Annotated in this window: 23 protein-coding genes; 6 read left to right on the top strand and 17 right to left on the bottom strand. The window is 73.3% G+C overall.

The genetic code is table 11. The annotated features are described in order from the left end of the window. The first annotated feature begins 42 nt into the window (after positions 1-42). Positions 43-480, top strand: a complete 438-nt coding sequence (locus V2S66_RS02540; protein WP_330792706.1) for a winged helix-turn-helix transcriptional regulator — start codon at positions 43-45, stop codon at positions 478-480. Here V2S66_RS02540 and mutM read toward each other — a convergent pair. From mutM to V2S66_RS02495, 9 genes are all read right to left on the bottom strand, one after another. Next, positions 453-1,319: a bifunctional DNA-formamidopyrimidine glycosylase/DNA-(apurinic or apyrimidinic site) lyase gene (mutM, locus tag V2S66_RS02535; RefSeq protein WP_330792705.1), complete on the bottom strand. Its 867-nt coding sequence runs from the start codon at positions 1,317-1,319 to the stop codon at positions 453-455. The two genes, V2S66_RS02540 and mutM, sit on opposite strands and share 28 nt — an antisense overlap. Before the next feature lie 114 nt (positions 1,320-1,433). Further along, on the bottom strand, positions 1,434-2,198 hold the full coding sequence (rnc, locus tag V2S66_RS02530) for a ribonuclease III (RefSeq protein ID WP_413966263.1): 765 nt from the start codon (positions 2,196-2,198) through the stop codon (positions 1,434-1,436). A 7-nt stretch (positions 2,199-2,205) separates the two neighbouring features. After that, positions 2,206-2,379 carry a 50S ribosomal protein L32 gene (gene rpmF / locus V2S66_RS02525; RefSeq protein WP_326452106.1) on the bottom strand — a complete coding sequence of 58 codons (174 nt, stop codon included), beginning with the start codon at positions 2,377-2,379 and terminating at the stop codon, positions 2,206-2,208. 2 nt (positions 2,380-2,381) lie between these two features. Further along, positions 2,382-2,987 carry a YceD family protein gene (locus V2S66_RS02520; RefSeq protein ID WP_330792829.1) on the bottom strand — a complete coding sequence of 202 codons (606 nt, stop codon included), beginning with the start codon at positions 2,985-2,987 and terminating at the stop codon, positions 2,382-2,384. A 168-nt stretch (positions 2,988-3,155) separates the two neighbouring features. Further along, positions 3,156-4,337 (bottom strand): ATP synthase F0 subunit B, encoded by a 1,182-nt coding sequence (locus tag V2S66_RS02515; RefSeq protein WP_330792704.1) that lies wholly within the window; start codon positions 4,335-4,337, stop codon positions 3,156-3,158. 10 nt (positions 4,338-4,347) lie between these two features. Next, positions 4,348-4,827: a pantetheine-phosphate adenylyltransferase gene (gene coaD / locus V2S66_RS02510; RefSeq protein ID WP_330792703.1), complete on the bottom strand. Its 480-nt coding sequence runs from the start codon at positions 4,825-4,827 to the stop codon at positions 4,348-4,350. 23 nt (positions 4,828-4,850) lie between these two features. Next, the gene (rsmD, locus tag V2S66_RS02505; protein ID WP_330792702.1) at positions 4,851-5,432 is read right to left on the bottom strand and encodes a 16S rRNA (guanine(966)-N(2))-methyltransferase RsmD; all 582 of its coding nucleotides are present in this window, start codon (positions 5,430-5,432) and stop codon (positions 4,851-4,853) included. Between the two features lie 38 nt (positions 5,433-5,470). Further along, entirely contained in the window at positions 5,471-7,663 is a 2,193-nt protein-coding gene (recG, locus tag V2S66_RS02500) for an ATP-dependent DNA helicase RecG (protein WP_330792701.1), read from the bottom strand. A gap of 58 nt (positions 7,664-7,721) precedes the next feature. Next, positions 7,722-9,506 carry a DAK2 domain-containing protein gene (locus tag V2S66_RS02495; RefSeq protein ID WP_330792700.1) on the bottom strand — a complete coding sequence of 595 codons (1,785 nt, stop codon included), beginning with the start codon at positions 9,504-9,506 and terminating at the stop codon, positions 7,722-7,724. A gap of 209 nt (positions 9,507-9,715) precedes the next feature. Between V2S66_RS02495 and rpmB the strand changes: the two genes are divergently transcribed. Further along, a complete protein-coding gene (rpmB, locus tag V2S66_RS02490) occupies positions 9,716-9,901 on the top strand; it encodes a 50S ribosomal protein L28 (RefSeq protein ID WP_033173090.1) in 186 nt (61 codons plus the stop codon). Between the two features lie 185 nt (positions 9,902-10,086). Here the strand turns inward: rpmB and thiD are convergent, their stop codons facing one another. Both thiD and V2S66_RS02480 read right to left on the bottom strand, forming a co-directional pair. Continuing rightward, the gene (gene thiD / locus V2S66_RS02485) at positions 10,087-10,890 is read right to left on the bottom strand and encodes a bifunctional hydroxymethylpyrimidine kinase/phosphomethylpyrimidine kinase (RefSeq protein WP_330792699.1); all 804 of its coding nucleotides are present in this window, start codon (positions 10,888-10,890) and stop codon (positions 10,087-10,089) included. An 11-nt stretch (positions 10,891-10,901) separates the two neighbouring features. Beyond that, positions 10,902-11,873 (bottom strand): thiamine-phosphate kinase, encoded by a 972-nt coding sequence (locus tag V2S66_RS02480; RefSeq protein ID WP_330792698.1) that lies wholly within the window; start codon positions 11,871-11,873, stop codon positions 10,902-10,904. 143 nt (positions 11,874-12,016) lie between these two features. Here V2S66_RS02480 and V2S66_RS02475 point away from each other — a divergent pair, with 143 nt between their 5' ends. Both V2S66_RS02475 and V2S66_RS02470 read left to right on the top strand, forming a co-directional pair. Then, the gene (locus tag V2S66_RS02475; RefSeq protein ID WP_033173093.1) at positions 12,017-12,250 is read left to right on the top strand and encodes an Lrp/AsnC family transcriptional regulator; all 234 of its coding nucleotides are present in this window, start codon (positions 12,017-12,019) and stop codon (positions 12,248-12,250) included. A 23-nt stretch (positions 12,251-12,273) separates the two neighbouring features. Next, positions 12,274-12,750: a DUF3515 domain-containing protein gene (locus V2S66_RS02470; RefSeq protein ID WP_330792828.1), complete on the top strand. Its 477-nt coding sequence runs from the start codon at positions 12,274-12,276 to the stop codon at positions 12,748-12,750. Positions 12,751-12,788: 38 nt separating this feature from the next. Here V2S66_RS02470 and V2S66_RS02465 read toward each other — a convergent pair whose 3' ends face one another. The 3 genes from V2S66_RS02465 to V2S66_RS02455 are packed head-to-tail and all read right to left on the bottom strand — an operon-like array spanning position 12,789 to position 15,709. Then, on the bottom strand, positions 12,789-13,925 hold the full coding sequence (locus tag V2S66_RS02465) for a D-alanine--D-alanine ligase family protein (RefSeq protein WP_330792697.1): 1,137 nt from the start codon (positions 13,923-13,925) through the stop codon (positions 12,789-12,791). Between the two features lie 12 nt (positions 13,926-13,937). Then, positions 13,938-14,939: an NAD(P)H-dependent glycerol-3-phosphate dehydrogenase gene (locus tag V2S66_RS02460; protein ID WP_330792696.1), complete on the bottom strand. Its 1,002-nt coding sequence runs from the start codon at positions 14,937-14,939 to the stop codon at positions 13,938-13,940. Next, a complete protein-coding gene (locus V2S66_RS02455; protein ID WP_330792695.1) occupies positions 14,936-15,709 on the bottom strand; it encodes a lysophospholipid acyltransferase family protein in 774 nt (257 codons plus the stop codon). The genes V2S66_RS02460 and V2S66_RS02455 overlap by 4 nt, the downstream gene beginning before the upstream one ends. A gap of 167 nt (positions 15,710-15,876) precedes the next feature. Between V2S66_RS02455 and cofC the strand changes: the two genes are divergently transcribed. Together cofC and V2S66_RS02445 are read left to right on the top strand one after the other, a co-directional pair. Then, positions 15,877-16,554: a 2-phospho-L-lactate guanylyltransferase gene (gene cofC / locus V2S66_RS02450; protein WP_330792694.1), complete on the top strand. Its 678-nt coding sequence runs from the start codon at positions 15,877-15,879 to the stop codon at positions 16,552-16,554. Positions 16,555-16,741: 187 nt separating this feature from the next. Next, positions 16,742-16,960 carry a hypothetical protein gene (locus V2S66_RS02445; RefSeq protein ID WP_330792693.1) on the top strand — a complete coding sequence of 73 codons (219 nt, stop codon included), beginning with the start codon at positions 16,742-16,744 and terminating at the stop codon, positions 16,958-16,960. Between the two features lie 69 nt (positions 16,961-17,029). Here V2S66_RS02445 and V2S66_RS02440 read toward each other — a convergent pair whose 3' ends face one another. The 3 genes from V2S66_RS02440 to leuD all read right to left on the bottom strand — a co-directional run bounded on the left by V2S66_RS02440 (position 17,030) and on the right by leuD (position 18,834). Beyond that, positions 17,030-17,647: an HU family DNA-binding protein gene (locus V2S66_RS02440; RefSeq protein ID WP_330792692.1), complete on the bottom strand. Its 618-nt coding sequence runs from the start codon at positions 17,645-17,647 to the stop codon at positions 17,030-17,032. 133 nt (positions 17,648-17,780) lie between these two features. Then, positions 17,781-18,005: an SCO5555 family protein gene (locus V2S66_RS02435; protein WP_330792691.1), complete on the bottom strand. Its 225-nt coding sequence runs from the start codon at positions 18,003-18,005 to the stop codon at positions 17,781-17,783. Positions 18,006-18,228: 223 nt separating this feature from the next. Further along, positions 18,229-18,834 carry a 3-isopropylmalate dehydratase small subunit gene (gene leuD, locus V2S66_RS02430; RefSeq protein ID WP_330792690.1) on the bottom strand — a complete coding sequence of 202 codons (606 nt, stop codon included), beginning with the start codon at positions 18,832-18,834 and terminating at the stop codon, positions 18,229-18,231. Positions 18,835-18,836 lie beyond the last annotated feature (2 nt).

Here is an 18,836-nt window from a genome sequence, read left to right as displayed (position 1 = left end):
GCGGCCCGGAGGGGAAGCCCCGCGCGCGGGTAGGCTGCTGATATGACGAAGCTCCCCGCATCCGGCCCGCCCGCCGGTCCTTGTGACGGCGGGGCCGCCGCCGGGGGTGGCGTGATCCCGTTCGACGTCTTCGTCCGCGACTGCCCCTCGCGCGCCACCCTGGAGCACGTGACCGGGCGCTGGGGCTCGCTCGCGCTGTGTGCGCTCGCCGAGGACACGCTGCGCTTCAACGAGCTGCGCCGCCGGGTCGACGGGGTCAGCGAGAAGATGCTCTCCCAGACCCTCCAGGCGCTGGAGCGCGACGGCCTGGTGGTGCGCCGCGCGCGGCCGACCAACCCGCCGCACGTCGAGTACAGCCTCAGCGCGCTCGGCCGGGACACCGCGCAGCGGCTGCGCGCCCTGATCGACCTGGTCGAGGGGCGGATGCCCGAGGTGCTCGCCGCCCGCCGGGACTACGACGCGGTGCGCGGCACCGGCTGACAGCGCGGGCAGAAGTAGCTGGAGCGGTTCATCCAGGCGCGGCGCCGGATCGGCGTGCCGCAGCGGCGGCACGGGCGGCCCTCGCGGCCGTAGGCGTCCAGCGACCGGTCGAAGTAGCCGGACTCGCCGTTGACGTTGACATAGAGGCTGTCGAAGCTGGTGCCCCCGGCGGCGAGCGCGTCGCCCATCACCTCGCGGATGTGGGTGAGCAGCTCGGCGGTGCGCGGCCGGGTGAGGGTCGCGGTCGGGCGCTCGTAGTGCAGCCGGGTGCGCCACAGCGCCTCGTCGGCGTAGATGTTGCCGACGCCGCTGATCAGGCTCTGGTCGAGCAGCGCCCGCTTGACGGTGGTGCGCTTGCCGCGCAGCGCCCGGTGGAAGGCCGCGTCGTCGAAGCCCGGGTCGATCGGGTCGCGGGCGATGTGCGCGAGCGGGGCCGGCAGGCCGTCGGGGTCGCCGGGCACCGTCTCGTGCAGCGACAGCCCGCCGAAGGTGCGCTGGTCGACGAAGCGCAGGTCGGTGCCCTGGTCGTCGCGGAAGGTCATCCGCACCCGCAGGTGCTTCTCGGGCGCGGCGTCCTGCGGGCGGATCAGGAACTGGCCGCTCATGCCGAGGTGCGCGATCATCGCGGTGTCGTCGGCGACCGGCAGCCACAGGTACTTGCCCCTGCGGTGGGCGTCCCCCAGCGTCACCCCGCGCAGCGCCCGCGCGAAGTCGGCGGCGCCCGGCGTGTGCCGGCGCACCGCGCGCGGGTGCAGGACGGCGACCTCGTCGACGGTGCGGCCGCTCGCCCAGCGGGCCAGGCCGCGCCTGACCACCTCGACCTCGGGCAGTTCGGGCACGCCGGCACCTCTCCTCGACTCGGCTCTTCGCTCGGCGCCGCGGATCGCGGCCCTTCGTGGAACCGCGACGGCGCCCCGGCCGGGAGGATTCCCGGCCGGGGCGCCGTATGGCGGCTAGCCGGCGGCGGAGCCGGCCTTCTCGCGGATGGCGCGCCAGGCGGCCTCGGCCGCCTGCTGCTCCGCTTCCTTCTTGCTGCGGCCGGTGCCGGTGCCGTACTCGACACCACCGACGCGGGCAGCAGCCCTGAAGGTCTTCTCGTGGTCGGGACCGGACTCGGTGACCGCGTACTCCGGGACGCCGAGCCCCTCGGTGGCGGTCAGCTCCTGCAGGGAGGTCTTCCAGTCCAGGCCGGCGCCCAGGTTGGAGGACTCCTCGATCAGCGGGTCGAAGAGCCGGTGGACGAGTTCGGAGGCCGCGTCGAGGCCCTGGTCGAGATAGACCGCCCCGATCACCGCCTCCAGGGTGTCCGCGAGGATCGACGCCTTGTCCCGTCCGCCCGTGCCCTCTTCGCCCCGGCCGAGCCGGATGAACGCGCCCAGGTCGAGCCCGCGGCTGACCCCTGCCAGGGCCCGCGAGTTGACCACCGCGGCCCGCAGTTTGGCCAGCTGGCCTTCGGGCAGGTCCGGGTGGGTGCGGTAGAGGGTGTCCGTGACCACCAGGCCGAGCACGGAGTCCCCGAGGAACTCCAGCCGCTCGTTGGTGGGCAGCCCGCCGTTCTCGTACGCGTACGAGCGGTGGGTGAGCGCACGCACCAGAAGGGCGGGCTCGAGGATGTACCCGAGCCGCCCTTCCAGGAGCGTGTGGGACGAGGCTTTGTCCGTCGCGGCCTTCTTCTGCGACGCGGATGCGTCGGGCGTGGAGGACACTGAGCCTGTCACCTGCCGATCAGACCTCGAGGACCTGACGGCGGTTGTAGGTGCCGCAGTTGGGGCACGCGATGTGCTGCAGCTTCGGCTCGTGGCAGCGCTCGCACGCCACCAGGCTCACGGGCGCAGCCTTCCACTGCGAACGGCGGTGGCGCGTGTTGCTGCGCGACATCTTCCGCTTCGGAACAGCCACGGCTACTTCTCCTGGTCGTCGTCGGAGCCGTCGCCGGCACCGTTCTGGTTCAGATCCTTCAAGGCCGCCCAACGGATGTCGGTGACCTCGTGGTGGTGGTCCGGGTCGTCGGCGAGCGGGGCTCCACAGGTGGAGCACAGGCCCGGGCAGTCGTCCCGGCACACCGGCTGCAGGGGCAGTGCGAGCACCACCGCGTCGCGCAGCACGGACTCGAGGTCGAACAGGTCGTCCTCGAGCTCCAGCGTGTCCTCGTCCTCGGCGTCGTCACCGGCTTCGTCCCTGCGGGCGGTCCGGGTGTCGGCGTCGGGGTAGGAGAACATCTCCTGGAACTCCGCGTCGAGTTCCCACTCGACCGGTTCCAGACACCTTACGCACTCCCCCGTGACCGGTGCGTGGGCGGTACCGGTGACCAGTACCCCCTCCATCACCGACTCCAGGCGGAGCTCCAGCGCGACGGTCGCGCCCTCGGGCACCCCGATGACCTCGGCGACACCGAGGTCCTTGGGGGCCGGCACCGAGCGGGAGACCTTCTTCATCGCACCAGGACGACGGCCCAGCTCGCGTGTGTCGAACACGAGCGGGTCGCGGTGGTCGAGGCGGGTGTTCAGGGCTTCCTGCTTTCATCGGTACGGCCGTCCGCGGCCCTCGGGGACCCGTGCGGGTCCTTCGGGAGCGGGCAGGCCGAAGCGCCGGCGATTCACACGGCTGGAGTGGTCAGGATACTGGACGAGCCGCCCGCACCCAAACGGGGCGTCCCGGCAGCGTCCGGGCAGACGTCACAGGCCCTGTTCCAGCTCCCGCAGCCGGTTGAGGTCGATCATCCCGGTGTCGAAGAAGCTGGTCTCGTCGAGCGCGGCCGGCTGCCCGTACTGCTGCTGGTCCTGCGGGTGGCCCTGTGTGGGGTCCTGCGGGTGGCCCTGCTGCTGGTACGGGATCTGCTGGCCGTATCCCTGCTGGTCGTAGCCCTGCTGCTGGTACTCGTAGCCCTGCTGGTCGTACCCCTGCTGCGGGATCTGCTGCTGGACCTGCTGCCCGTACGGGTCGGCGTAGCCGGCCTGCTGGACGTACTCCTGCTGCTGGTAGTCCTGCGGGTAGCCGGGCTGGGCCTGCTGGTACCCGTACGCGGGGTCGGCCTCCTGGTGGACGGCCGCCGCGGGCTGCGGGGAGGCCGCCTGCGGGTCGTAGCCGTACTGGGCCAGGTCGGCCTGCTCGGGGACCACGGGGGCGGCGAGGCCGGCCAGGAAGTCGGCGTCGGACTGGCGCTCGCCGCCGATGCCCTCCGCCGCGTCGGCGGCGGCCATCTGCGCGGCCAGGTCGTCGATCGGGTTGTGCCCGGTGAGCTTGAGGCGGCCGCGGCCGACGGCCTCCAGGGTCTTGCTGAGCACCGCCTCGAAGGCGCGCATCTTGGTGTCGACGTACTCGTCGGCCCGGCGGCGGAGCGTCTCGGGGTCGCTGCTGCGCTCGGGGGCGTCCGGGTCGTCCTGGTCGTAGCCCTGGGCGTCGTCGGCGTACGGGTCGCGGCCGAGCAGCTTCTCGCGGCCGCGGTCGACCGAGCCGATGGTCTTGGTGAGGACCACCTCGAAGTTGGCCAGCTTGCTGTCGACGTAGTCGTCGGCCTCGGCCCTGATCTCGTCGGCCTCGCGGCGCGCCTCGGCGACGATGCGCTCGGCCTCGTCCTGGGAGCGGCGGGCGATCTGGGTGTCGGAGACCAGCGAACCGCGCTCGGCGTGCGCGGACTCGATGATCCGCTGGGCCTCGGCCTGGGCCTGCTGGACCATCTGCTCGCGGCCGCCCAGCAGCTCCTCGGCCTGCGACAGGGAGTCCGGCAGCGCGGCGGACACCTCGTCGAGCATGGCGAGCAGCTCGGCCCGGTTCACCACGCAGGAGGCCGACATCGGCATGGACCGGGCGTTCGCCACGGCGGTCGCGATCTCATCGAGCTTCTTCTGGACGTCCACGGACGGAAGCCTACTGCTGCTTCAGCTTCGCGTTGAGCGCCGCGAGAACCGGGCCGGGGACCAAGTGCGAGATGTCGCCGCCCCATTGGGCGACTTCCTTCACGAGGCTGGAGGACAGGAAGCTGTAGGCGGGATTGGTGGGGACGAAGAGGGTCTCCACCCCGGTCAGGCCCATGTTCATCTGGGCCATCTGCAGCTCGTAGTCGAAGTCGCTGACCGCCCGCAGGCCCTTGACGATGGCCGGGATGTCGCGCTGCTTGCAGAAGTCGACGAGCAGGCCGTGGAAGGCCTCGACCCTGACGTTGCCCAGGTCGGCGGTCACCTCCTCGATCAGCGCGATCCGCTCCTCGATCGAGAACAGGCCGTTCTTGGACTTGTTGATCATCACCGCCACGTAGACGGTGTCGTACAGCCGGGCGGCGCGGGCGATGACGTCGAGGTGGCCGTGGGTGACGGGGTCGAAGGACCCCGGACAGACTGCGCGGCGCAAGGCTGACTCCTCTCCGGACGGGCTCATGGCCCGGCGGTGACTTCGGCGGCGCGACCGTACCAAAGGGTCGCCTCGCCGTAGCGACGGGAGCGAAGCCCCTCGAACCCGTCCGGCCAGCGGAAAACGCCGCCGCGGGTCCTGCGTTCCACGGTGACCAGCGCATCGCCGGTGAGCCAGCCGCCTGCCGCGAGTGTGAGGAGAATCTCCCGCAGCTCCTCGTCCGCCACGTCGTAGGGCGGGTCGAGGAAGACGACGTCGTACGGCTGCGCGGGGGCGGGTCCCGCGGCGGTCTTCTCGGCCCGTGCGGCCCGCGTCTCGGCGCCGGGCAGGCCGATCGCCGCGGCGTTGTCCCGGACCGTCCTGGCGGCCCGCGGATCGGCCTCCACGAGCAGCACGTGGGCGGCGCCGCGGGACAGCGCCTCCAGGCCGACGGCGCCCGAGCCCGCGTACAGGTCGAGCACCCTGGCGCCGGCCAGCGGCCCGTACAGCGACTCCCAGGTGGAGAAGAGCGCCTCCTTGGCCCGGTCGGAGGTCGGACGGGTGCCGGTGCCCGGCGGGACGGCGAGCCGCCGTCCGCCGGCCGCTCCCGCGATCACACGGGTCATGAGCTGCTCACGCCCCGACCATACCCGCCGGGTCCGGCTCAGCCCTTGTCCAGGTACTCCTCGCGGTCGGCGGCCAGCAGGCTCTGCAGAGCGCTGCGCAGGTCGGGGTGCGCGGCCAGTTCCGGATCGGCGCGGACCAGGGCGGTGGCCTCCTCGCGGGCCGCCTCGATGACGTCGCGGTCGTCCATGACGGTCAGCACCCGCAGCGAGGAGCGGGTGCCGGACTGGGCCTGGCCCAGCACGTCGCCCTCGCGGCGCTGTTCGAGGTCGATCTCGGACAGCTCGAAGCCGTCCAGGGTGTGGGCGACCGCGTCCAGCCGGGTGCGCGCCGGGCTCGCCTCGGGCGCCTCGGACACCAGCAGGCACAGGCCGGGCGCGGAGCCGCGGCCGACCCGGCCGCGCAGCTGGTGCAGCTGGGAGACGCCGAACCGGTCGGCGTCCATGATCACCATGGCGGTGGCGTTCGGCACGTTCACCCCCACCTCGATGACGGTGGTGGCCACCAGCACGTCCACCGCGCCGGCGGCGAAGCGGCGCATCACGTCGTCCTTCGCGTCCGGCGCCATCCGCCCGTGCAGCACCTCGACCCGCAGCCCCTTCAGCGGGCCCGCGGCGAGCTGCTCGGCGACGTCGAGGACGGCCAGCGGCGGCCGGCGCTCGCCGTCGTCCGCGGTCTGCTTCCTCGCCGCCTTCGTGTCCTCCTCGTCGCCGATCCGCGGGCACACCACATACCCCTGGTGGCCGCCCTCGACCTCCTCGCGGACCCGCTCCCAGGCGCGGGCCAGGAAGTGCGGCTTGTCCGCGGCCGGCACCACGTGCGTGGCGATCGGGGAGCGCCCGGCCGGCAGCTGGTCGAGCACGGAGGTCTCCAGGTCGCCGAAGACCGTCATCGCGACCGTGCGGGGGATCGGGGTGGCCGTCATGACCAGCGTGTGCGGCGGCTGCTCGGCCTTGGCCCGCAGCGCGTCCCGCTGCTCGACGCCGAAGCGGTGCTGCTCGTCCACCACCACCAGCCCGAGGTCGTGGAACCGCACCTTGTCCTCGATCAGCGCGTGGGTGCCCACCACGATCCCGGCGTCGCCGCTGACCAGGTCGAGCAGCGCCTGGCGGCGGGCCGGCACGCCCATCGAACCGGTCAGCAGCACCACCTTGGTGCCCAGCTCGGAGCCGCCGAGCAGGCCGGACTCCGCGAGGTCGCCCATCATCTCGGTGACCGACCTGTGGTGCTGCTGCGCGAGCACCTCGGTGGGCGCCAGCATCGCGGCCTGCCCGCCCGCGTCCACCACGCCGAGCATCGCCCGCAGCGCCACCAGGGTCTTGCCCGAGCCGACCTCGCCCTGCAGCAGCCGGTGCATCGGGTGGTCGGTGGCCAGGTCGGCGAAAATCTCCGCGGAGACGGTGCGCTGGCCGTCGGTGAGCGTGAACGGCAGCCGCGCGTCGAAGGCCGCGAGCAGGCCGTCCGGCGCGGGCCTGCGCGGCACCGCGGGCAGCGCGGCCTCGTCGGCCCGCCGCCGGGCCAGCGCGACCTGCAGCACGAACGCCTCGTCCCACTTCAGACGGTGCCGCGCGGCGGCGATGTCCTGCTTGTCGCGCGGCCGGTGGATCTTCTCCAGCGCCTCCGGCAGCGGGGCCAGCCCGCGGGCCTCCCGCAGCGCCGCGGGCAGCGGCTCCCCGACCCCGCTCCAGCCGGTGGCGCCCAGCGAGTTCAGCGCGGTGTCCACGGCCTGGGCGATCCGCCACGAGGTGATCTGCTTCACCGCCGGATACAGCGGGATGAGCCGGTTGGCGAACGCGTCGACCGCCTCCGCGTCGTCCTCGCCGTCCAGCAACTGGTAGTCGGGATGGGCCAGTTGACGCACCCGGTTGAAGACCGACACCTTGCCGGAGAACATCCCCCGCCGGCCCGGGATCAGCCGGTGCGCGTGCGCGTGCGCGGCCTTGCTGAAGAACACCAGGGTCAGCGAGCCGCTGCCGTCGGTCACCACGACCTCGAGCCGTACGCCCTTGCCGCCGCCGTACGTCCGCTTGTCCGCCTTCGCGATCTGCGCGACCACCGTCGCGTACTCGTCGACCGGCAGGTCGGCCAGCCGCGTCAGCTCGCCGCGCTCGGCGTACCGCCGCGGGTAGTGGTGCAGCAGGTCGCCCGTGGTGTGCAGGCCGAGGTGCTCGTCGAGCACCTTCGCGGTGCGGTCGCCGACGAGCTTGCGCAGGCTTTCGTCCAGAGGGTTCATCGCCCCATATCCTGCCCTTTTTTTGCCGGCGGCTCGCCCGGGGTCCGACGTCGGGGACTCACTCCACGCCGATCCTCAGCAGCCCCGACATCGCGCCCCCCTCGTAGAGGACCGTGTCGACGGCCAGGTGGGTCTCGCGGACGTGGGACTCCAGGGTGCGGGCGAGGGCGGCCGGGGCGGTCGCGGCGAGGACGAGCGTGACGAGTTCGCCGCCGCCGGAGAGCATCCGGTCGAGGACGGCGGTGGCCGTCGCCGTCACGTCGGCGCCTATGACGGCGACGTCGCCGTCGATGAGGCCGAGCACGTCGCCTGCCTGGCAGACGCCCGCGGAGGTCCACGACTGGCGTTCCGCGACGGTGAGTTCGCCGTAGCGGGTGGCGCCGGCGGCGGAGGTCATGGCGACGACGTCCTCGTCGAAGCGGCGGCTGGGCTGGTGCACGGCGAGCGCGGCCAGTCCCTGGACCTCGGAGCGGGTCGGGACCAGGGCGACGCGCACGCCGTCGGCACGGACCTGTTCCGCGGCGGCTGCGGCGGCGTGCCGCAGGTCCGCGTCGTTGGGCAGCAGCACGACCTCAAGGGCATGCGCGCGGCGGATGGCGGCGGCGATCTCGCCGCTCGCCGGCGGCTCGCCGGGACGCGCCGCGATGACCGTCGCGCCCGCCTGCGCGCAGAGCGCGGCGAGGCCGTCGCCCTGCACGACCGCGACCACCGCGCGCGGCGCGCGCTCGCCGCGCGGCGGGCGGGCCTGGTCGGCGAAGTGGGTGACCCGGATGCGGTGCGGGCGGCCGGCCTCGATGCCGGCCTCGATGGCCGCTCCGACGTCGTCGACGTGCACGTGGACGTGCCACAGGCCGTCGCCGCCGACCACGACCAGCGAGTCGCCGAGCGCGTCGAGCCGCGCGCGCATCCGGGCGACGGCGGCGTCTGCCGCCTCCAGCAGGTAGATGACCTCGAAGCCGGGGCCGCCCGCGCCGTCCGCGCACATCTCGTCGGCCTCCTGCGCGAGCGCGCCGGCGAAGGGCTCCGCGAACGGCTCCGCGGACGCCTCGCCGAGCGGACCGCCGGCCGGCTCGGCCGGCGACCCGGGCGGGCGGGCGGGAGCGCGGTCAGGGCCGGGGCCCGCCGCGTGGTCGTGGCGGTAGGAGGTGCCGGCTCCCCCGGCCGCGCCCGGCACCGGGCCGAGCGGTGCCTCGCCGGTCAGCGCCTCGCACAGCGCGCCGAGCACGGCGACCAGTCCGAGGCCGCCCGCGTCCACCACGCCGGCCCTGCGCAGCGCCCCGAGCTGGCCGGGCGTGCCGGCGAGCGCGGCGAGCGCTCCCGCGTGGGCGGCGCGGGCCACCTCGCCGAGGCCGCCGCGGGCGTCACGGGCGGCGTCCGCGGCGGCGGTGGCGACGGTCAGCATCGTGCCCTCGACCGGCCGGGACACCGCCTGGTACGCGGACTCGGCCGCGGTGCGCAGCGCGTGGCGCAGCGCGGCGGCGTCGCGCTGCCCGCGGTCCGGCGGGGTGTCCCGCGCCGCGGGGAGGCCGCCGGCCCCGGCCAGCGCCTGGTCCATGCCGCGCAGCAGCTGCGCGAGGATCGTGCCGGAGTTGCCGCGGGCGCCGATCAGCGCGCCGTGGGACATCGCCCGGAACGCCTCGGCGAGGGTGGGGCGGGAGGCGTCGGGGGCCGCGGTGGCGGCGTGGCCGTCGAAGGCGGCCTCGACGGCCTGTGCGGCGGACTCCACCGTGAGGTAGAGGTTGGTGCCGGTGTCGCCGTCGGCCACCGGATAGACGTTGATCGCGTCGATCTCCTCGCGGGCCCGGCCCAGCGCCCGCAGCGAGAGCCGGCACCATGCGCGCACCGCGGAAGCGTCGAGCGAGGGCGGCAACAGGTCCTCCTGGGACACCGGGTACGGGGGCTGCTGCCCGTGAGAGTAGTCGCGGCGGACGGGAGCGCCTCCGGACCATGGTAGTTTCGTTGTACGGGAGCAGTCGTTGTATGCTGCTCCGGTTGTCCGGGGCTCTCTCGGGCTTTTCATCGTAAATGCATCTGAAGTCTTTGGAGTGACCCGTGGCTGCCAACTGCGACGTCTGCGGCAAGGGGCCGGGCTTCGGCAACAGCATCTCCCACTCGCACCGCCGTACCCCGCGTCGTTGGAATCCCAACATCCAGCGCGTGCGTGCGGTCGTCGGGAAGACGCCGAAGCGGCTCAATGTCTGCACCTCGTGCATCAAGGCCGGCAAGGTCTCGCGCTGAGCGTGGCCGAACTCTCCGCGTGAGCGGAGCGATCCGGTCTCCCGCTGGTTCCGGCGCGTTATGCACGTCGTGGCCGCGCAGCCTTTGCGGCATCCGAAAGCCGATCCACCTCACGGTGGGTCGGCTTTTCCGCGTGCCTCCGCGTAACCCGGTGCACCCGGTGCACCCGGTGCACCCTGCCGGGCTCAGCGCGTGGCGCGCGACCGCCAGCCGTGGTCGACCGGGCCGATCCCGGCGCCGAGCGGGAAGCCGTGCGCGAGGGCGCCGGTGACGTAGTCCTTGGCCAGCCCGACGGCCTCCGGCACCTCGCGGCCGAGCGCCAGGTGGGAGGCGATCGCGCTGGCCAGGGTGCAGCCGGTGCCGTGGGTGTGGCGGTTGCCGTGCCGCGGCGCCCGGTACCAGTGCTCGCGCACCCCGTCGGAGAGCAGGTCGACCGCCTCGGCGCCGCCGGGCAGGTGGCCGCCCTTGATCAGCGCCCAGCGCGGCCCGCAGCCGAGCACCGCCTCCGCGGCGGCCCGCATGCCGTCCTCGTCGCGCACGACGACGCCGGTGAGCAGCGCCACCTCGTCGAGGTTCGGGGTGGCGACGGTGGCCAGCGGCAGCAGCCGGGTCCGCACGGTGCCGGCGGCGTCCTCGGCGAGCAGCGCGTCGCCGTGCTTGGAGACGCCGACCGGGTCGACCACCACCGGCACGCCGAGCCCGGTGAGCAGGTCGGCGACGGTGGCGGTGAGGGCCGCCGAGGAGAGCATGCCGGTCTTGACGGCCTGCACCCCGATGTCGTCGACGACCGCGCGGAACTGCGCGCGGACCGCCTCCGCGGGCAGCTCCCAGGCCCCGGTCACGCCGAGGGAGTTCTGCGCGGTGACCGCGGTGAGCACGCTCATGCCGTGCACGCCGAGCGCCAGCATCGTCTTGAGGTCGGCCTGCACGCCGGCCCCGCCGCCGGAGTCCGACCCGGCGACGGTCAGCACCCGGGCCGGGGCGGTCACGGCGGGCCCGGTCACGGCTGCGGGTCGGCGCCGAAGTGGTCCCAGCCGGGCGCCTTGTCCCAGGGGGCGCCGTCCACGGTGACCTGCGGGGCGCGGCCGGCCGGCGCGGTGGCCTCGCCGATCACCCGCCAGCGGGCGGGCAGTTTCACGTCGCGCGGGAAGAGCGCCACGATCGCGTGGTCCTCGCCGCCGGTCAGCACCCAGTGCAGGGGGTCGACGCCCACGGCCTGCCCGATGTCGGTCATCTGGGCGGGCACGTCGATGTCGGCCGAGCGCAGGTCGATGTCGATGCCGCTGGCGGCGGCGATGTGGCCGAGGTCGGCGACCAGGCCGTCGCTGACGTCGGTCATCGCGGTGGCGCCCAGCCCGGCCGCGGCCGGCCCGGCGTGGTAGGGCGGCTCGGGCCTGCGGTGCGCCTCGACGAAGGCGCGCGGGGAGCGGAACCCGCGGGAGAGCACGGCGAATCCGGCCGCGGACCAGCCGAGCCAGCCGGTGACGGCGACGATGTTGCCCGCGCGGCCTCCCGATCGGGTGACGGCGGGCCGGTTGCGCAGGTCACCCAGGGCGGTGACGGCGACGGTGATGGTGTCGCCGCGCACCACGTCGCCGCCGACCACGGCGGCGCCGGCCACCTGGCACTCGTCGCGGATGCCGTCCATCAGCTCGACCGGCCAGGTGGCGGGCAGTTCGGCCGGCACCACCAGGCCGAGCAGCACGGCGGTGGGCACCGCGCCCATGGCGGCGATGTCGGCGAGGTTCTGCGCGGCGGCCTTGCGGCCGACGTCGTAGGCGGTGGACCAGTCGCGGCGGAAGTGCCGGTTCTCCAGCAGGATGTCGGTGGTCGCCACCACCCGGCGGTCCGGCGCGGCGACCACGGCCGCGTCGTCGCCGGGGCCCAGCTGCACCGCGGGGGTCGAGGTGAGGCGGGAGGTCAGTTCCCTGATGAGCCCGAACTCCCCCAGCTCGCCCACAGTCCCCTTCATATGGTCGTCCCCTTCGCTTTCCCTGCGCGTTTCACGTCAAATACGGGGGCCGGGTACCGCGCGGGTCTCCCCGCTGTGCGCGACGACGCGATAACGTGGCGTCCCCCTTCCCACATGATCCTCGAAGCCGCCCTGGAGGTTCCGTGGTACAGGCGTACATCCTGATCCAGACCGAGGTCGGCAAGGCCTCGGCAGTAGCGGAGGTGATCTCCAAGATCGACGGAGTCATCCAGGCCGAGGACGTCACAGGTCCCTATGACGTCATCGTCCGGGCCCAGGCCGACACGGTCGACGAACTCGGCCGCATGGTGGTCGCCAAGGTCCAGCAGGTGGACGGCATCACCAGAACCCTGACCTGCCCGGTCGTGCATATCTAGTCCCCCACTATGCTCGCCCGGTGATGATTCGTCGCCGGGTCGCGCTGATCGCCGTGTCCGCCGTCGCATGCCTGTCCGCGGCGGCGGTCTACGCGTCTCCGTCCGGTACGGACGAATCGGTCGCCGTGCCGGTTCCTGACGCACGGGTGGCCGGCTACTGCGCCGCGCTGCACGCACGGCTGCCGAAGACGGTCTCCGGCCTCCCCCGGCATGATCTCAAGCCGCGCTCCGACCTGACGGCCGGGTGGGGGAATCCGTCGATCGTGCTGCGCTGCGGGGTGCCGCGGCCGCCGGTGGACGCGAGCCCGGAGGCGGACGGCGTGGACGTCAACGGCGTCGGCTGGTCGATCGAGCAGGAGTCCGGCGGCTCGTTCCGGCTGACCACGACGCTGCGCAAGGCGTACGTCGAGGTGACGCTGCCCAGGAAGTACGCCGGCGATCTCGGTCCGCTGACCGATCTCGCCGGCGCCGTCAAGAAGACGATCCCCGAGGGCATCTGACCCGGCCGCGGCCGGGGGGAGCGGCGCGGCCCGGTGGGTCAGCGCAGCCCGGTGGAGCGGCGCAGCGCCGCCTGGATGAGCAGGTCGACCAGTTCCGCGTAGTCGACGCCGCTCTCCTGCCACATCCGCGGGTACATCGAGATGGGCGTGAAGCCGGGCATGGTGTTGATCTCGTTGATCACGAACTCACCGCTGTCCAGCAGGAAGAAGTCGGCGCGGACCAGGCCCTCGCAGGACGCCGCCTCGAAGGCGGCGACCGCGAGCCGCCGCACCTGCGCGGTCTGCTCCGCGGTCAGCGGCGCGGGCACGATGCCCTCGGCGGAGTCGATGTACTTCGCCTCGAAGTCGTAGAAGTCGTGGGTGGTGGTCGGCGGGATCTCCGCGGGCACCGAGGCGCGCGGGCCGTCGTCGAACTCCAGCACGCCGCACTCGATCTCGCGGCCGCGCAGCAGCGCCTCCACGATCACCTTGGGGTCGTGCCTGCGGGCCTGCGCGATCGCCGCGTCCAGGTCCTGCGGCCCCTCGACCTTGCTGATGCCGAAGGAGGAGCCGGCCCGTGCGGGCTTCACGAACAGCGGCCAGCCGTGCTCGGCGGCGAAGGCCAGCACACGGTCGCGCGCGGCGGCCTGCTGCTGCTCCCACTCGCGGGGGCGGATCACCGTGTACGGGCCGACGGCCAGCCCGAAGGAGGTGAAGACCCGCTTCATGTACTCCTTGTCCATACCGACCGCCGAGGCCAGCACGCCGGCGCCGACGTAGGGCACCCCGGACAGCTCCAGCAGGCCCTGGAGGGTGCCGTCCTCCCCGTACGGGCCGTGCAGCAGCGGGAAGACGACGTCGACCTCGCCGAGCGCCTTGGGCACCGCGCCGGCCTCGGTGTAGACGACCTCGCGGCTGGCCGGGTCGACGGGCAGCACCACGGCGCCCTCGTGGTCGGTGACCTGCTCGACGGTGGGCATCCGGCGGTCCGCGATGGCCATCCGCTCGGGGGCGTCGGCGGTGAGCGCCCAGCGCCCTTCGCTGGTGATGCCGATCGGCAGCACGTCGTACTTGTCGCGGTCGATGGCCCGCAGCACGCTGGCCGCGGTCACCACGGACACGCCGTGCTCGGAGCTGCGGCCGCCGAAGACGACGGCGACGCGCGGTTTGCGGTCGAACTTCTGCACGTGGCTCATATCGCGTTGACCTTACCGTTCCGGCTTCGCGGAACGTGACATCAACTCCTTGAGCGCCACCACCGGTGGTTTGCCGTTGTGCACGATGTCCACCACGGTCTCGGTGATCGGCATGTCGACGCCGTGCCTGCGTGCCAGATCGGCCACCGACTCGCAGGACTTGACGCCCTCGGCGGTCTGGCTGGTGACCGCGATGGTCTCGGCCAGGCTCATGCCGCGGCCGAGGTTGCGGCCGAAGGTGTTGTTCCGGGACAGCGGGGAGGAACAGGTGGCGACCAGGTCGCCCATGCCGGCCAGGCCCGCGAAGGTGTGCGCGTCGGCGCCCATGGCCAGTCCCAGCCGGGTGGTCTCGGCCAGCCCGCGGGTGATCAGCGACGCCTTGGTGTTGTCGCCCAGGCCCATGCCGCCGGCGATGCCGACGGCGAGCGCGATCACGTTCTTCACCGCGCCGCCCAGCTCGCAGCCGACCACGTCGGTGTTGGTGTACGGGCGGAAGTAACGGGTGTGGCAGGCGGTCTGGAACCGGCGGGCGACGGCCTCGTCGGCGCAGGCGACGACGGCCGCGGCGGGCTGCCGGGCGGCGATCTCGGCGGCCAGGTTGGGGCCGGAGAGCACCGCGATGCGCTCGGGGCCGGCCTTGGTGATGTCCTCGACGACCTCGCTCATCCGCTTGGCGGTGCCCAGTTCGACGCCCTTCATCAGGCTGACCAGCACCGCCTCGGGGTCCAGCAGCGGCGCCCAGGCCGCGAGGTTCGCGCGCAGCGACTGGGAGGGCACCGCGAGGATGACGAACTCCGCTCCCTCGGCGGCCTGCGCGGGGTCCGCGGTGGCGGTGACCGCGGCGGGCAGTTCGAGTTCGGGGAAGTAGTCGGGGTTGCGGCGGTCGGCGTTGATCGCGGCGACCAGTTCGGGCCTGCGGCCCCACAGCGACACCTCGCAGCCGGCGTCGGCGAGGACCGCGGCGAAGGCGGTGCCCCACGAGCCGGTGCCGTAGACCGCGCAGCGGGCGGTCACGCGCCGCCCTCTTCCCCGCCGGCGGCCTGCCCGGTCGCCGGCTCTGCCGCCTGCCTCGCCGCCTGCTTCGCCTTGCGCGGGTCGTAGAGGCCGGGCGGCGCGGGTTCGCCGCGCACCTCCGCGAGCAGCTGCTTCACCGCCTCCATGATGGTGTCGGTGGCCTCGCGCAGTACCTCGGCGGTGGGTTCGCGGCCGTAGTAGGCGCTGAGGTCGACGGGCGGCCCGACGAGCACCCGGTGCGTCTTGCGCGGGAAGAGGCTGGGCTTCTTCGCGTACGGCGGCAGCAGTTCGTTGGCGCCCCACTGGGCGATCGGGATGACCGGGGCCTTGGTGAGCATGGCGACGCGGGCCACGCCGGTCTTGGAGACCATCGGCCACAGGTCGGGGTCCCTGGTCAGGGTGCCCTCGGGGTAGAACACCACGCACTCGCCCTTGTTGACCGCCTCGACGGCGGCGCGGAAGGCGGCCGCGGCGTCGGCGGTGGCCCGGAAGACCGGGATCTGTCCGGTGCCGCGCATGAAGGAACCGACCAGGAACGGGGTGAACAGTCCCGCCTTGGCCAGGAAGCGCGGGACCCGCCCGGTGTTGTACTGGAAATGCGCATAGGCGAACGGGTCGACGTGCGAGTTGTGGTTCACCGCCGTGATGAATCCGCCGTCCTCCGGAATGTTCTCCATTCCGCGCCAGTCCCGCTTGAACAGGGCAATGAGCGGCGGCTTCGCGATGACGGCCGCCAGGCGGTACCAGAAACCGATTCTGCGGCGGGACACGCGGACTCCTCTTGGTTGCGACGGCGCTGCCGCTCAGCATCGCGGCTACCAGAGACTAACGCCAGGCCTGAGCTTGCAGCGGGGCACCTCTGCCACTTCGGCCCGCACGGCAGCGCCGGGCGGGCCGCACCGGCCGGCTGTCGGCGGCGCCCGGCACAATGTGGGACGTGGATGTGACGGGGCGGGGCTGGTCCCTGGTGGTGCCGCTGAAGCCGCTGGCGGTGGCGAAGAGCAGGCTGGCCGAGGCGGCGGGCGGGGCGCGGCCCGCGCTGGCGCTGGCGTTCGCGGCGGACACCGTGGCCGCGGCGCTGGCCTGCGCGCGGGTGCGGGACGTGACGGTGGTCACGGACGATCCGCTGGCGGGGGCGGAACTGGGTGCGCTGGGGGCGCATGTCGTGCCCGACGCGCCTGGCGCGGGGCTCAACGCAGCGCTGCGGCACGGCGCCGGGCAGGTCGGGCTGCGGCGGCCGCGCTCTGCGGTCGCGGCGTTGAACGGCGATCTCCCGGCCTTGCGGCCGGCGCAGCTTGCCGAGGTGCTCGACGAGGCCCTGCGGGCGCCGGAGCGGGCGTTCCTGGCCGATGCGGCGGGCCTGGGGACAACCTTGCTCGCCGCGCGTCCCGGCGTCGCCCTGCGCCCCGCCTTCGGCGGCCTGTCGCGGGCCCGCCATCTGGCCTCGGGCGCCCGCGAGATCCTGCTGCCCGCGGTGGAAGGCGTCCGGCAGGATGTCGACACCCCTGACGACCTGCGCGCCGCGCTGGCGCTGGGCGTGGGCCCGCGCACCGCCGCGCTCTTCGCCGACCCGTCGGCCGCGGGCGGCCCGCTCCGGCGGATCGCCTGCGGGTAGGGCCCGCCAGGGAGGGACCGCCGTGCGTTTCCCGGCGGCGCCCGGTGGGTCGCGCCGCACGGCGGAGCGCCGCCCTCGGCCCGGTCGCACCCGGGCGACCGCGGCGGGGCAGCGGGGCGGCGCGCGCCGGCGGGCCCGTGCGGTCGGCGCACCCGGCCTCCGCGGACGGAGCAACTAGGCTGGGCGGATGCAGGCGACCTCGTTCACCTTCGATCCCGACACCCGCGCGGGCAGCGTGCTGCTCGACGACGGGACGCCGCTGCCGTTCGACGCGCCGGCGTTCGACGCGGGGGGCCTGCGGCTGCTGCGGCCGGGGCAGCGGGTGCGGATCCGCACCGAGGGGTCGGGGGACGCCCGGCGCGTGGTGTTCGTGACGCTGCAGACGTATCCGGACCCCGGGGCCTGAACGTGGCGCGGGCCGGGTTCCCCTGAGGGGGCCCGGCCCGTCGCGGTACTGCGGGGGTACTGCGGGGTATCACCTGGCGGCGGTGCGCTTCGCGGCCGTCTTGCGGGTGGCTCGCTTGGCCGGCGCCTTCTTGGCGGTGGCCTTCTTCGCCGGGGCCTTCTTGGCGGCGGTCTTCTTGGCGGTGGCCTTCTTGGCCGTCGTCTTCTTCGCCGTCGACGTCTTGGCGGCGGTGGTCTTCTTCGCCGTGGTCTTCTTCGCCGTGGTGGTCTTCTTCGCGGCCGCGGTCTTGGCGGTGGTGGCCTTCTTCGCCGCGGCCTTCTTCATGGTGGTCCGCGCCGTGGTGGAGGCGCCACCGCTCAGGCTGCCCTTGGGGGCCTTCTTGACGGAGACCTCGCCGCCGCGGGGAAGCTTCTTCGTCCCGCTGACCAGGTCCTTGAAGCCCTGTCCGGCGCGGAACCGCGGCACGGAGGTCTTCTTCACCCGGACCCGCTCCCCGGTCTGGGGGTTGCGGGCGTAACGGGCCGGACGCTCGACCTTCTCGAACGAACCGAATCCGGTGACCGAGACCCGGTCGCCCGCGACCACGGCGCGAACGATCGCGTCGAGAACCGCGTCCACCGCGTCCGCGGCGTTCTGCCGGCCGCCTACCTTGTCGGCAATCGCTTCTACGAGCTGCGCCTTGTTCACGTCTTCCCCTTCGGAACTTTGCCCGGCGAATGAGTGCGGGCTGATTTCGCACGCTAGGCGGATATATACCGCAAATCAAATACGAAACGGGCGAATCACCCTTGTGCCGCAACGAACTCGGAGGTGTCGGCGATCAGTGATCGGGGATTCCGAGGCCGTCCAACTCAGCCGTTAACACGTCCAGACGCCGTACCGCGTCGGCGAGATCGTGCTTGGCGACGGCGGTCACCGCGAGCAACCGCCGACTCAACTCCCGCCGTGTCCCATCAGGGACTTCGGCATTCGCCACACGTGTGTGCGCCTGCTTCAGACGCGCGGCGAGAACCCCGTAGAGCTCGAGTTGGCCGTCGCGTTCCATGCGTCGATTGTGCCATCTGCGGCGAGTTGTCGGGGGCGACAGGGCCAACCGGGTGTCGCGGGGGGCCGGCGGCGGGCTCTCCGGAAGGCTTCGGGGAGTCCCCCGCACCTGCCGGGACGCATGCGAACGCCCCCCGTCCTCCTCCCGCGCGGGGCGGGAAGCGAACGGGGGGCGTTGGCGGAGAGTGACGGTCCGCGGCCGCGGACCGGCGCGCCGGTACCGGTCAGACCTGCACGGTGGTCGGCTTGAAGGACGGCCTCAGTGCCTCGAAGGCCGAGATGTCGGCCTCGTTGGCAAGCGTCAGGCTGATGTCGTCCAACCCTTCCAGCAGCCGCCAGCGGGCGTTGTCGTCCAGCTCGAACGGCGCGGTCAGCGGTCCGTCGGGGGCTTCGGCGCGCACCTCGCGGGCGACCAGGTCCACGGTGATCTCCGCGGTCGGGTCGGCCTCGGTGAGCTTCCACAGCCGCTCGACCGTCTCCTGCGGCAGCACCACGGTGAGCAGGCCGTTCTTCAGCGAGTTGCCGCGGAAGATGTCGGCGAACCGCGAGGAGATCACGGCCTGGAAGCCGTAGTTCTGCAGCGCCCACACGGCGTGCTCGCGCGAGGAGCCGGTGCCGAAGTCCGGTCCTGCCACCAGGACGGTGGCGCCCGCGCGCTCGGGGGCGTTGAGGACGAAGGTCTCGTCCTTGCGCCAGGCCTCGAACAGGCCGTCCTCGAAGCCGTTGCGGGTGACCTTCTTCAGCCAGTGCGCGGGGATGATCTGGTCGGTGTCGACGTTGCCGCGGCGCAGCGGCACGGCCCGGCCGGTGTGTGTGGTGAAGGCTTCCATGG

Origin of the sequence: Actinacidiphila polyblastidii (genome assembly GCF_036353415.1) — a bacterium.
In the GTDB taxonomy this organism is placed as follows: domain Bacteria; phylum Actinomycetota; class Actinomycetes; order Streptomycetales; family Streptomycetaceae; genus Actinacidiphila; species Actinacidiphila polyblastidii.
Note: the sequence above shows the minus strand (reverse complement) of the source record. Positions and strands in the feature narration are given on the sequence as shown.